The organism is Bradyrhizobium genosp. SA-3 (assembly GCF_004212635.1).
Lineage (GTDB): Bacteria > Pseudomonadota > Alphaproteobacteria > Rhizobiales > Xanthobacteraceae > Bradyrhizobium.
The window spans coordinates 1-11761 of sequence record NZ_PSRT01000030.1 but is presented as its reverse complement, the minus strand read 5'-3'; the positions used below and the strand labels follow the sequence as shown (position 1 = coordinate 11761).

Here is an 11761-nt window from a genome sequence, read left to right as displayed (position 1 = left end):
CCATGAAACGAAAGATGCATCTCGGCCTGTTCATCCTCGGCACCGGCAGCCATGTCGCGGGCTGGCGCTATCCCGGCGCGGTCGACAGCTTCCAGGATTTTGCGGCAATCCAGGAGATCGGCCGCACCGCCGAGCGCGGCAAGTTCGACCTGATCTTCATGGGCGACAATCTCTATGCCGATGCCGCCGCCCATCCCTCCTACACGCTGCGGCTGGAGCCGCTGACGATGCTGGCCGCGCTCGCGACCTCGACCAGCCACATCGGCCTCGGCGCCACCGTCTCCACCACCTACAGCGATCCGTTCTCGGTCGCGCGCGTGTTTGCTTCCCTCGATCATATCTCCAAGGGGCGCGCCGCATGGAACGCTGTGACGACGGCCAATCCGGCAACAGCGGCGAATTTCGGCACCACGCATCCCGACCACGCCCGCCGCTATGAGATGGCCGGCGAATTCCTCGACGTGGTCAAGGGCCTGTGGGACGGCTGGGCGGACGACGCCATCGTCGCCGACCGCGCCAGCGGCGTCTACATCGATCCGGCAAAGCTCCGCTCGGTCGACCATGACGGCGCGTTCTTCAAGGTGAAGGGCCCGCTCAACATCGGCCGCAGCCCGCAAGGCCGGCCCGTCGTGCTCCAAGCCGGCGGCTCCGAGGCCGGACAGGCGCTCGCCGCGCGCACGGCCGACATCGTATTCTCCGTGGTGCAGGACATCGAGGAAGCCAAGGCCGGCTACGCCTCGCTGAAGACGCGCCTGCCGGCGTTCGGACGCAGGCCGGAGGACGTCACGGTGCTGCCGGGCGTGATGCCCGTGGTCGGCCGCACCGACAAGGAGGCGTTTGAGAAGCTCAACACACTCCAGAGCTTTGTCAGCGGCAGCAATGCGCTCGCCATCCTGTCCGACCGGTTCGGGCGCAACATGTCGGCCTATGATCTCGACGGGCCGATCCCCGACATCGCACCGTCGGACAGCTATCACAGCTTCGCCAGCGTCATGCTCGCCAAAGGGCGCCGCGAGAACATGACGCTGCGCGATCTCTACAATCTCACCGCCGCCGCCCGCGGCCATTGGGTGCTGTGCGGCTCGGCCGAGCGCATCGCCGACACGCTCCAGCTCTGGTTCGAGGAGCATGCCGCCGACGGTTTCAACGTGATGCCGCCCTACTTCCATGAGGGTTTCGAGGACTTTGTCGAGCTTGTCGTGCCGATCCTGCAGGAGCGCGGGCTGTTCCGTGCGAACTATGAGGGCACAACGTTGCGCGATCATCTCGGCCTCGCACGGCCGGCCAATCCGTTCTTCGCGGCCTAGACGCATGATCCGGAAACGTGCGAAGCGGTTTTCCGGAAAGATCATGCGCAAACAACAACCTGAAGCGCGATGACGATTCATCCAAATCTCATTGCGCTTTAGAGCGCGCCGGCGGCCTGCAGTGCCTGCTCGAGCGCCTGCAACTCATCGCGTGTCGCCGCCGGCTGCGGCGGCCGCGCGGCGTCGCTTGAGAGGCGTCCGAGCAGCTTCAGGCAGGCTTTGAGCCGCACGGTCGCGCGTCCTCCCGGCGGGGCGCGATAGATCGCGGCCGCCAGCGGATAGAGCTTCTCATGCGCGGCGCGCGCCCGCTCCCAATCGCCGGCCTCGGCTGCAGTCCAGAGGCCGACCACAAGCTCCGGCACGACGCAGGCAAGGCTGACCTGGCTGCCGGTCGAGTCGATTAGATAGCTCGTCAGCAGATGCTCGTCGCCCGAGCCGAGCACGACGAAGTCCGGCCGCAGTTTCCGGATCAGCCTGAGATTCTGTTCGTAGGTCGCAACCTCCCAGCTACCTTCCTTCACCGCAACGAAACGGGTATCGGCGACAAGCCGCGTAAGCAGCGGCGGAGCGTAGACCATCGCGCCAGCGCCGACGGGCGCAGCGTAGAGCATCAGCGGCGCGGTCGTCGCATCACGGATGCGGCGGTGATGCTCGATCACGCAATCATCGGCATGGCCGAGCGCCCAGCTGTTGGGCGGAAACACCAGCAGCCCGTCCGCACCGGCCTGCTGCAACGCCGCCGCCTCGCTCGCGGCCTCCAGGCTCGATTCATGATTGACCCCGGAGACGATCAGGCAGTCCTTCGGCGCGTGCCGGCGCGCCAGCTCCACCACGCGCCGCTTCTCGGCCAGCGACAGCACAAAATTCTCGCCGGCGTGGCCGTTGACGAGGAGCCCATTGATGCCAGGCGTGGACGCAACCGATGCGAGATGGGCTGCGAGCTGCGCCTCGTCGATCTCGAAATCGGGAGTCATCGGCACGATGGTGGCGGCGTGAATGCCGCGCAGGCGATCGCTGAATCTCCGCATCCCGGCCGACATCGCCACCTAGTGAATGATCTGGTCGAGGAACGTCCGCGCCCGTTCGGACATTGGATGCTTGAAGAATTCCTCGGGCGCGGCCTGCTCAACCACCTTGCCCTCGTTCATGAACACGATACGGTCGGCGACCTCGCGGGCAAAGCCCATCTCGTGGGTCACGCACAGCATGGTCATGCCCTCTTCCGCCAGCTTCTTCATGGTCTCCAACACCTCCTTGACCATTTCCGGGTCGAGCGCGGAAGTCGGCTCGTCGAACAGCATGATCTTCGGCCGCATGCACAGCGCGCGTGCGATCGCGACGCGCTGCTGCTGGCCGCCGGAGAGCTGCCCGGGGAATTTTTCGGCCTGATCGGGAATCCGGACCTTGGTCAGGAAATGCATGGCGAGGTCCCTGGCCTCGGCCTCCGACATACCGTTCACGGTCATCGGCGCCAGGATGCAATTTTCCAGCACCGTCATGTGCGGAAACAGATTGAAGCTCTGGAACACCATGCCGGTGTCGCGCCTGACCGTGTCGATGTTCTTGCGCTGGCGATCGAGTTCGGTGCCGTTGACGTAGATCAGCCCCTCGTCGTGCTTCTCGATGTGATTGATGCAGCGGATCAGCGTCGACTTGCCGGAGCCCGAGGGACCGCAGATCACGATCTTCTCGCCCTTGGCGACCTTGAGATCGATCTGGTCGAGCGCGGTGAAATCGCCATAGTGCTTGTAGACCGCCTCCATGCGGACCGCCGGAACCTCACCGAGTTGCGGCTGCACTGTTGCACCTTCGGCCGAGGTCATCGATATCTCGCTCATGCGCGGGCCCCCACACTCGCCTGTGCGACCGGCGCGCTCACTGCGACGCGCCTGGTTTTCGCCGCGCTCGAGCGACCGAAATGCTTCTCAAGCCGGCGTTGAACCGCGTCCCAGACCGATGTGAGGATCAGGTAATACGCCGTTGCCGCCGCATAGACTTCCAAGATCTGGAAATGCTCCTGCATCAGCATGTCGCTGCGGCGCATGAGCTCCTCGACCGAGATCACGGAGGCGAGCGAGGTCGCCTTCAGTAGCGAGTTGATGGAGTTGCCGAGCGGCGGGATCATCAACCGGAACGCCTGCGGCAAGGTCACGCGGCGGAATGTGACCCAGGGCGACAGGCTGAGCGCCCAGGCGGCCTCGCGCTGTCCCGCCGACACCGCCATGAAGCCGCTGCGCACGATCTCGGCGAGATAGGCCGCCTCATTGAGGATCAGGCCGACGAGCGCGCAGGTGATCACGCTGAACTTGATGCCCAGCTGCGGCAAGCCGCTGTAGATCACCACCAGCTGGATCAGGAGCGGCGTGCCGCGGAAGAACCAGATGTAGAAGCGCGCCGCACCCGCGAGCACCGGATTGGACGACATGCGCAGCAACGCGATGCCCATGCCGAGGATCAATCCGCCGACGACCGCCGCCACCGTCAAGCCGATGGTGACGAGCACTCCTTTCATCAGGAAGTAATTGAAGAAATAGCTGACGGCGGCCGTCGGACTGAAATGGCTCATCGGCTCGTCTCCGTAAGAATCAGGCCGGACCGGGGCCGGCGATCGCAAGCGGCTGGTCGGCCGGCATGCTGGTCAGGCCGAACTTGTCGAACAGCGCCTGGTAGCTGCCGTCGGCCCGCATAGCGTTCAGCGCCTTGACGACGGCATCGACCACCGTCTTGTTGCGGAAGCCGAGCGTCGTGCGCGCCGTGCCGAGCCCGCTCAGCACTTCCTTGACGCGGCCCCGGCTGGTGAGGTCGCGCGCCACGCTATCGACGAGCAGGGCGTTGTCGACCTGTCCCGCTAGCAGCGCGCTGACGACGTTGGTGGCAGTGGGGAACGTCCGCATCTCGACGGCGGCTCCGCCTTTCGCGGCGCTGGCATCGCTGAGCTTCTTGAGCCAGTTCATCTGGTAACTGCTGACCTCAACGGCGGATGATTTTCCGATCAGATCGTTTTCGGTAGCAATTTTTGTGCCGCTGTCGGGAGCAACTACGACCGAAATGGCCTGAATCGCGTAAGGCACCATGTACATCAGCTTGGAACGTTCCTCGGTCCAGAACATGCCGGTGTCGATGCCGTCGATGCGGGCCGCGTTGAGCGCAGGGATCATCGCCGGAAAATCCATCCGGACGAGTTCGACCGGAAGACACAACCGCTTGCCGAGCTCGGCGGCGAGCTCGACGTTGAGGCCCTGCAGCTGGCCGTCCTTGTCGACGAATTGCTGTGGCGGATTGGTCGGGTTGATGGAGAGCTGCAATTTGCCCGGCGCAATCAGATTGTCGTCGGTGATTGCGGGCGTACAGGCGGCATGCACCGCCGTGGATGCGAGAACGAGTGCGGCGGCCGCGCTCAAGCGAAGCAGTGTCGAGACCATGAATTCCTCCAGTAAGACGCCAATGACCGATGCAGTTCCTCGCCCGGGATTCCCCCTCGCCGTTTCTTGGATGCGGCCGGCCGGATCTCGCGACACGGCAGGCAGCATGATCTTCGATCTGCTCAGGCCGGTCCCGACATCGGCCTCAGCTGGATGCGCATGAAATTCTTCACCAGGGATTCGAACGGACCAAAACCCTTCACCTTCAGGAACTCCGGCGTCTCGAACGCCCATCGCCCCGCGACTTCGTACATGGCGGCATATTTCGGCCCGTCGCCGATGGAGACGAAGCGCTTTGCCGAGAGCCAGCCGGGACAGGCGAGCAGATCGGGAAAATGCCTCTGCTCGTACCAGGCGTTGAACGCAGCCTCGTGCTCGGGATCGATGTCGACCCGCACGATGTGGATGAAGGCTTCGTCCGGCATCGGCTCGCCCCTCATGCCAGACGGATGTCACCGGCCGCGCGCGCCGCGCCGACGGTGGTTGCAATGGCCTCGCACAGCGCGGGCAGAACCGGCAGCAGCGGCGGCCTTGGATCGGCGTTGCGGATCAGGCCGAGGGCCTTCAACCCGACCTTCATGCGCGTGTGCATGTCCATGATCGGCGCAGGCCCGTAGATCGCGCGGACGATCGGATAGAGCCGCTCGTTGACGGCGCGCATCGCCTTGAGATCGTCGGCAAGCGAGGCCTGCCAGAGCGCGACGAACAGATGCGGCGCGAGGCTGACGAGTCCGGAGAGAATGCCGTCGCCGCCGACCGCGAGCTGCGGCAGGAACCAGTTGAAATTCGACGGCAGGATCGCGACGGAAGGCGCGGCCTGCTTCACCGCCCGCCGGTTCTCATCATAGGCCAGCATAGTATCGCTGCCTTCCTTGATGGCGATGACGCTGTCGAGCGCCGCGATTGTCGCGAGGGTCTCCGGCGAATAGCCGAAGCCGGACGCCAGCGGATACTGGAAGATCGACACGGGAATTCCGATTGCGGAGCTGACCGCCTGCACGAAAGCCACCGGCGCGCGCGAGGTCGCCGAGGCGCCGCCGCCGAGCGGCGCGGGCGGGAACAGCACGGCGCAATCGGCGCCGGCCGATTCCGCGAGCTGGGCCTGATGGATCGCCTCGGCGGTGGAATGCGCAATGATGCCGGCCAGCAAGGGCTTGCTGCCGATCAGCCGGCGCGTCCGCGAGATCACCGCCTGACGCTCGTCGTCCGAGAGCGACCCGCCCTCGCCGGCATGGCCGTTGACGAACACCGCCGCGATTCCATCCGGGCAGGCGCAATGGTCCAGCACGCGGGCGTAGCCGTCCCAGTCGATCGAGCTGTCGTCCCTGAAGGGCAGCACGGTTGCGACCGTCACGCCGCGCAAATCCGTTTTCTTCGTCGCCTTGCTCATGACGGTTTGCGCCGCGGGAATTTCAAGCTTGCCCGTGCCTTCAGCACTTCGAGGCCACCCTCGTTGCGCGCGCTCGCCTCCCAGATGATGGTGCGGGTCTCATCGTGCTGCTGGGCGATCCAGACGTCGAAGGTAAGCGTGTCGCCGTAGAACACGGGCCCGGTGAACCAGAACCGATCCTCAACGGAGACGCCGATGGTGCCGACGAGTTCGCTGGTGAGGATGCTGGTGCAAAGACCCGCAACCATGATCCCCGGCGCCAGCCTGCGGCCGAAGCGGGTCGCGCCGGCATAGACCTCGTCGACATGAACGGGGCCGAAATCGCCGGTCGCGGCGATATAGAGCGCGCCATCCGCCTCGGTGATGGTCTTGCTCAGGCTGACCCTGTCATTCACCTTGAGATCGTCGAAGGATTTCGGCTCGTACATGGCTCAGGCCTTCATGAAGGGAACCAGGGTTGCGGTGCCGTCCACCACGGTCGTGCCCGAGGGCGACAGCGTGCAGGTGACACGGCAGACCGCATCATCGCCGGCGATCGAGACGATCTCCGCCCTGGCCTCGACGGACTCGCCGACGATCACCGGCGCGGCAAAGTTCAGCGCGATGCTGCCGATCCGCCGCGTCGGCCCGCCGAGCTGGCTGAGGCACGTCGTGGCAAGACCGCCGACGGCGAGCTCAAAGGCGACCATGTTGGAGGCGCCCGCCTTTCTGGCGCGGACGGCGTCGACATAGAGACCGCCGAGATTGCCGCTGATGCCGGTGAACATCGCCTGCTCGGCCACCGTCATGGTCTTGCGAAAGGCGAAGGCGGCGCCGGGCTTGAGAGGTGCGTGAGACATCGATCGCTTCCCTAGAGCTGCAAGCCGTTCTTGATGGTGCTGCGCGCAACCAGCATGCGGTGAATTTCGGAGGTGCCGTCGTAGATGCGGGTGACGCGGGCGTCGCGATACATGCGCTCCAGCGGCAGGTCCTTGCTGAAACCCATGCCGCCGAACACCTGGATGGCGCGGTCGACCACGCGGCCCTGCATCTCGGAGGCCGCGACCTTGATCATCGAGACCTTGTCGCGCGCATCCCTGCCCTGATCGATGTCCCAAGCGGCATTCATCACCATCATCTTGACGCCAAAGATCTCGGTGGCGGAATCGGCGATCAGCTTCTGCACCATCTGGAAGTCGCCGATCAGCTGGCCGAACTGACGCCGCTCGCCGGCATGCTTGCGCATCATCTCGAGCGCGCGCTGCGCCATGCCGACGGCGCGCGCGCCGATATGGGCGAGGCGGATCTGCAGCACGCTCTGCATGATCAGCTTGAAACCACCGCCGACCTCGCCGAGCACCGCGTCCTTAGGAATGCGGCAGTCCTCAAAACTCAGCTCGGCATGGCCGTAGCCGCGATGGCCCATCATCGGCTGGGTGCGCGCGACCTTGAAGCCGGGCGTACTCCGGTCGACCAGGAACAGGGTGATGCCGCCGCGGGCCCGCTTCGCCTTGTCGGTCAGCGCCATCAGGATCACATAGTCGGCGATGTCGCCGTCGCTGATGAAATGCTTGGTGCCGTTGAGGACCCACGTATCGCCATCGAGGTGCGCCGTGGTGCTGATCGACGCCGCGTCGGAACCGGCGCCCGGCTCCGTGATCGCCATGGCACAGATCTTGTCGCCCTTCACCGTCGGCAGCAGATAGCGCTCGACCTGGTCGCCCTGGCAGGCCATCAGCATCGGATAGACCTGGCCGAACACGCGGCGGATCAGCGCATCCGACGTCTTGCCGAACTCTTCCTCAACCAGGCAATGCTCGACGCAAGTTAGCCCGCCGCCGCCGACGTCCGCCGGCATATTCATGGCGTAGAGGCCGAGCTTCTGTGCCTTGGCCTTTGTGACCGCGAGCGCATCGGCCGGCACTTTGGCCGTCTGCTCCACGACGTCTTCGAGCGGCTGCACCTCCGTCTCGACGAAGCGCCGGACGGTGTCGACCAAGAGGCGCGTCTCTTCGGGGACAGAAAAATCGATCATCGCGCGACCCCGATAGCCTTGCCGGCGACCATCGCCTCGATCTCCGCGGCGCCGTAGCCGATCTCGCCGAGCACCTCGCGCGTCTGCGCACCGAGCCGCTGCGGCACCAGCCGCACTTCCGGGGTCTGGCCGTCATAGCGCGCGGGATGCGCGACCATGCGGATCGGCGCGCCCCCCGCACTCTCGGCGCTCTTGAACACGCCGAGATGCCTGAGCTGGGGATCGGACTCGAGGTCGCGATAATCCTGCACCGGCGCGTGCCAGACCCGTGCAGCTTCCAGCCCGGGCAGCCATTCCGCCGCCGACTTCTGCTTCAGCCGGGCTGCAACGATCCCGGTGATCTCCTCGCGCTTCGAAAAACTGTCGGTGTCGCCGAACTGCTTCAACTCCTCGCTCTCCAGCGCAACCGCGAGCGCCTTGGGCGAGGCCATGGAAATCGCGAGATGGCCGTCGGCCGTGGCGTGAATGCCGTAGGGACCGGGGCTGAACCACGCTGCGATGCCCGCCGGACCGCGCGACGTCGGCGACGGCGCGCCGTTGAGCCAGGCGGTCAGCGGCTCGACCTGGAGATCGAGCGCCGCCTGATAAAGGTTGACCTCGACCAGCTGCCCCTTGCCGGTTCTCGTTCGGGCAAACAGCGCCGCGAGGATGCTCATGGCATAGAGCGAGGCGGCATGCTGATCGACGATGACAGCGCCGACCGCCGTCGGTTCGCCGTCCGCCCGCCCGGTCCGCATCGCAAGGCCCGACATCGCCTGGAGCAGCAGGTCCTGGCCGGGACGATCCTTGTAAGGTCCCTCCGATCCGAAGCCGGTTGCGACCGCATAGATCAGGCCGGGATTGATTGCCTTGAGCGTGTCGTAACCAAGACCGAGCTTGGCCATGGTGCCGGGGCGGAAATTCTCCATCACGACGTCGGCGGTCGCGACCAGCTTCTTCACCGCGGCAATGCCGTCGGGATGCTTGAGATCGACAGCGAGGCTGCGCTTGTTACGTCCGGTCGCCAGATGATTGACGCTGTCGCCTGCGACGAAATGATTGGCGACCGCCCAGTTGCGCTGAAACGCTCCCTCGATCGGCTCGACCGCGATGACGTCCGCGCCGAGATCGGCGAGTGTCTGCGCGGCCAGGGGACCAGCGAGATAGTGATTGAAGCTGAGGATCTTGACGCCGTCGAGCAGGTTCATCCGTTCACACCTCACTTCAGGCAGCTGCAATTGGCGCGCTGCGCCACACGAGATCGAACGTCTTGACCAGGGCACGTGCGGCCGCATCCTGTGCAGCCGGCAGCGGCAGGCGCGGCGGACGCGGATGGCCGGCTGCAAAGCCCATATGGCCGAGCAGCGCCTTGCTGCCGGCGACATAGGCCTGGCCGCCGACGAATTCGATCACCGGCAGGTATTTGAGATAGAGCTCGCGTGCTTCCTTGATCGCACCGTGGTCGGCGACGAGGCTGAAGATGCGCGCCATCTCGGACGGCACGACATTGGAAGCCACGGCCACCCAGCCCTGCGCTCCCTCGACGAAGGATTCGAAGCCGAGGATGCCACCGAACACCGTCATCCTGTCGCCGCAGAGGCGGATGATATCGCGCACGCGCGTCACCTCCAGCGTCGACTCCTTGATATAGAGGCAGTTGTCGATCTCGGCGATGCGCTCCACGAGCTGCGGCTTGAGGTCGACGTTAGCGGTTGCCGGATTGTTGTAGACCATGATCGGCAGCGCGATCGCGTCGGCAACCGTCTTGTAGTGATGGACGAGTTCGTCGTCGGTCGGCGTCGAATAGAACGGCGGGATGATCATCACGCCGTCGGCGCCCAGTTTTTCGGCACGGCGGCTGAGGCGCACCACCTCACGCGTATCCTCTGCGCCGGTGCCGATCAGCACCGGCACGCGGCCCGCGGCCTGGCGAATGACGACCTCCGCAACCAGCGCCTTCTCGTCATCGTCCATGGACAGGAACTCACCGGTCGAGCCAAGCGGGATCAACCCATGAATACCCTGCGCGATCTGCCAGTCGACGAAGGCGCGCAAGGCCGCGACATCGACCGCCCCCGCTGCCGTGAACGGGGTGATCATTACGGTGTAGGTGCCGCGGAACGTCTTCATCGGGGAACTGCCGGATGCTCGGGTGAATTCAGGCGATGGATGAAGTCTGCGGAATATCCGCACACGCTATGCAATCGTTTGCATAAATGGCTCTGCATTGGGCAACACCATCCATTTTTTGAGCTTGATCCACGAAGAATAAGCTCATAGCGTTTCTGCAATCGTTTGCAGTCTATCGGCAGGTTTGATGAGCGTCACGCTCAAAGATGTGGCACAGGCGGCCCGCGTTTCAGTCAGCACTGCTTCCCGAGCGCTGACGGGAACCGGCCTGACCAGCGAGCGTACGCAGCAGCGCCTGGTGCGCATCGCGCGCGAGCTCGGCTATCGGCCGAACCCGATCGCGCGGGGCCTCAAAACCGGACAATCGCGGCTCGTGGCGCTTCTCGTCCACAATCTGACCAACGCCTCGTTCCAGGTGATGGCCGAAGTGGTGCAGGCGCGCCTGAAGGCGCTGGGTTATCAGATGCTTCTGTGCATCGGCGGCGACGATCCGGAGCAGGAGAGCGACACCCTCACCACGCTGGTCGACCACCGCATCGACGGGCTGATCGTGGTGCCGACAGGCAAGAACGGTGCCCAGCTCAAGACACTCTCGAAGGACGTGCCCATCGTCTGCCTGGTGCGGCGCGATGACGCGACCGATCTCGAGACCGTGCTCGCCGACGACCCGCAAGGCGCTTATCTGGGCACGCGCCACCTGATCGAGCTCGGGCACAAGCGCATCGGGCTGATCGTCGGCCGCCAGGACACCACGTCGGGCCGCGAACGGTTGTCCGGCTATGTCCGCGCCTTGCGCGAGGCCGGAATCGCCAGGGACGACACATTGATTCATGCCGGCCACTACGTGCCCGAGACCGGCGCGACGTGCGCCCGCAAGCTGCTCGACCTTCCTCGCCCGCCGAGCGCGATCTTCGTCGCCAATCACGAAGCTACGCTCGGCGTGCTGCGCGTGACGGCGGAACGGAACATCGCCATTCCAGATGATCTCTCGCTGCTCTGCTACGAGGACATGCCGTGGTTCGAATGGCATCGCCCGGCCATCAGCATCGTCGATAACGGCGCGCGGGATCTTGCCAATCTCGCCGTCGACCGGCTGCTGCATCGCATGGACGCGAGGGGCAACGGCAGCGAGCGTGTTCGCGAATATCGCGTCGGCGCCCGGCTGATCAAGCGCGACTCCTGCCGCCAGATCGACGCCCCGGCCCCTGCGAAATCCGCGAAGTCCAAATCGTCTTCATCCAAATCGTCTGCGACCAAGCCCGCGAAGGTCTGATCGATGCCCTATGTCGAAGTGCTCGCCCCGCAAGTCCCAAGGCAGCGCAAGGCCGCGCTGGCGAAGTCCGTAACCGACAGCCTGGTGACGGCATTCGGCGTGACCGCCGATACGATCACGCTCTATTTTCTCCCGATCTCACCCGACGACTACGCCCATGCGGGCGAATTCGGACCGCAGGGCGCCGGCCAGCGCATCCTGCTCAAGGTGCACGCCTTCCGCCGCAGCGAGGCCGAGCGGCGCGCC

14 protein-coding genes are annotated in these 11761 nt (G+C 65.0%); 3 read left to right on the top strand and 11 right to left on the bottom strand.

All coding sequences use genetic code 11. The annotated features are described in order from the left end of the window. Positions 1-2: 2 nt before the first annotated feature. Entirely contained in the window at positions 3-1307 is a 1305-nt protein-coding gene (locus CWO91_RS12715; protein WP_130213758.1) for an LLM class flavin-dependent oxidoreductase, read from the top strand. 98 nt (positions 1308-1405) lie between these two features. Here the strand turns inward: CWO91_RS12715 and CWO91_RS12710 are convergent, their stop codons facing one another. The 11 genes from CWO91_RS12710 to dapA form a co-directional block, all read right to left on the bottom strand. After that, positions 1406-2335, bottom strand: coding sequence for a dihydrodipicolinate synthase family protein (locus CWO91_RS12710; RefSeq protein ID WP_245471229.1), 930 nt, complete (start codon positions 2333-2335; stop codon positions 1406-1408). Positions 2336-2353: 18 nt separating this feature from the next. Beyond that, complete coding sequence (locus CWO91_RS12705; protein ID WP_130213757.1) at positions 2354-3145, bottom strand: amino acid ABC transporter ATP-binding protein; 792 nt, start codon at positions 3143-3145, stop codon at positions 2354-2356. Beyond that, on the bottom strand, positions 3142-3873 hold the full coding sequence (locus CWO91_RS12700) for an amino acid ABC transporter permease (RefSeq protein ID WP_130213756.1): 732 nt from the start codon (positions 3871-3873) through the stop codon (positions 3142-3144). The genes CWO91_RS12705 and CWO91_RS12700 overlap by 4 nt, the downstream gene beginning before the upstream one ends. Before the next feature lie 19 nt (positions 3874-3892). Beyond that, a complete protein-coding gene (locus CWO91_RS12695; protein ID WP_091883617.1) occupies positions 3893-4729 on the bottom strand; it encodes an ABC transporter substrate-binding protein in 837 nt (278 codons plus the stop codon). 122 nt (positions 4730-4851) lie between these two features. After that, positions 4852-5154, bottom strand: coding sequence for a DUF4286 family protein (locus CWO91_RS12690; protein ID WP_245471228.1), 303 nt, complete (start codon positions 5152-5154; stop codon positions 4852-4854). 11 nt (positions 5155-5165) lie between these two features. After that, entirely contained in the window at positions 5166-6119 is a 954-nt protein-coding gene (locus tag CWO91_RS12685) for a dihydrodipicolinate synthase family protein (RefSeq protein WP_130213754.1), read from the bottom strand. Then, positions 6116-6547: a MaoC family dehydratase gene (locus tag CWO91_RS12680; protein ID WP_130213753.1), complete on the bottom strand. Its 432-nt coding sequence runs from the start codon at positions 6545-6547 to the stop codon at positions 6116-6118. The genes CWO91_RS12685 and CWO91_RS12680 overlap by 4 nt, the downstream gene beginning before the upstream one ends. Positions 6548-6550: 3 nt before the next feature. After that, on the bottom strand, positions 6551-6958 hold the full coding sequence (locus CWO91_RS12675) for a MaoC/PaaZ C-terminal domain-containing protein (protein WP_130213752.1): 408 nt from the start codon (positions 6956-6958) through the stop codon (positions 6551-6553). A gap of 11 nt (positions 6959-6969) precedes the next feature. Continuing rightward, positions 6970-8133 (bottom strand): acyl-CoA dehydrogenase family protein, encoded by a 1164-nt coding sequence (locus CWO91_RS12670; RefSeq protein WP_130213751.1) that lies wholly within the window; start codon positions 8131-8133, stop codon positions 6970-6972. Beyond that, complete coding sequence (locus CWO91_RS12665; RefSeq protein ID WP_130213750.1) at positions 8130-9320, bottom strand: CaiB/BaiF CoA transferase family protein; 1191 nt, start codon at positions 9318-9320, stop codon at positions 8130-8132. Before CWO91_RS12665 ends, CWO91_RS12670 begins: the two co-directional genes overlap by 4 nt. 16 nt (positions 9321-9336) lie before the next feature. Then, positions 9337-10242, bottom strand: a complete 906-nt coding sequence (gene dapA, locus CWO91_RS12660) for a 4-hydroxy-tetrahydrodipicolinate synthase (protein ID WP_130213749.1) — start codon at positions 10240-10242, stop codon at positions 9337-9339. A gap of 187 nt (positions 10243-10429) precedes the next feature. Here dapA and CWO91_RS12655 point away from each other — a divergent pair, with 187 nt between their 5' ends. Both CWO91_RS12655 and CWO91_RS12650 read left to right on the top strand, forming a co-directional pair. Next, entirely contained in the window at positions 10430-11515 is a 1086-nt protein-coding gene (locus CWO91_RS12655) for a LacI family DNA-binding transcriptional regulator (protein WP_130213748.1), read from the top strand. Between the two features lie 3 nt (positions 11516-11518). Continuing rightward, positions 11519-11761, top strand: a 243-nt coding sequence (locus tag CWO91_RS12650; protein ID WP_130213747.1) for a tautomerase family protein, incomplete at its 3' end; no start/stop codon positions are given.

Excerpts from the sequence above, each read along its gene's own strand:
- CWO91_RS12715 (WP_130213758.1), top strand. The coding sequence starts at position 3 with ATGAAACGAAAGATGCATCTCGGCCTGTTCATCCTCGGCACCGGCAGC.
- CWO91_RS12710 (WP_245471229.1), bottom strand. The coding sequence starts at position 2,335 with ATGCGGAGATTCAGCGATCGCCTGCGCGGCATTCACGCCGCCACCATC.
- CWO91_RS12705 (WP_130213757.1), bottom strand. The coding sequence starts at position 3,145 with ATGAGCGAGATATCGATGACCTCGGCCGAAGGTGCAACAGTGCAGCCG.
- CWO91_RS12700 (WP_130213756.1), bottom strand. The coding sequence starts at position 3,873 with ATGAGCCATTTCAGTCCGACGGCCGCCGTCAGCTATTTCTTCAATTAC.
- CWO91_RS12695 (WP_091883617.1), bottom strand. The coding sequence starts at position 4,729 with ATGGTCTCGACACTGCTTCGCTTGAGCGCGGCCGCCGCACTCGTTCTC.
- CWO91_RS12690 (WP_245471228.1), bottom strand. The coding sequence starts at position 5,154 with ATGCCGGACGAAGCCTTCATCCACATCGTGCGGGTCGACATCGATCCC.
- CWO91_RS12685 (WP_130213754.1), bottom strand. The coding sequence starts at position 6,119 with ATGAGCAAGGCGACGAAGAAAACGGATTTGCGCGGCGTGACGGTCGCA.
- CWO91_RS12680 (WP_130213753.1), bottom strand. The coding sequence starts at position 6,547 with ATGTACGAGCCGAAATCCTTCGACGATCTCAAGGTGAATGACAGGGTC.
- CWO91_RS12675 (WP_130213752.1), bottom strand. The coding sequence starts at position 6,958 with ATGTCTCACGCACCTCTCAAGCCCGGCGCCGCCTTCGCCTTTCGCAAG.
- CWO91_RS12670 (WP_130213751.1), bottom strand. The coding sequence starts at position 8,133 with ATGATCGATTTTTCTGTCCCCGAAGAGACGCGCCTCTTGGTCGACACC.
- CWO91_RS12665 (WP_130213750.1), bottom strand. The coding sequence starts at position 9,320 with ATGAACCTGCTCGACGGCGTCAAGATCCTCAGCTTCAATCACTATCTC.
- dapA (WP_130213749.1), bottom strand. The coding sequence starts at position 10,242 with ATGAAGACGTTCCGCGGCACCTACACCGTAATGATCACCCCGTTCACG.
- CWO91_RS12655 (WP_130213748.1), top strand. The coding sequence starts at position 10,430 with ATGAGCGTCACGCTCAAAGATGTGGCACAGGCGGCCCGCGTTTCAGTC.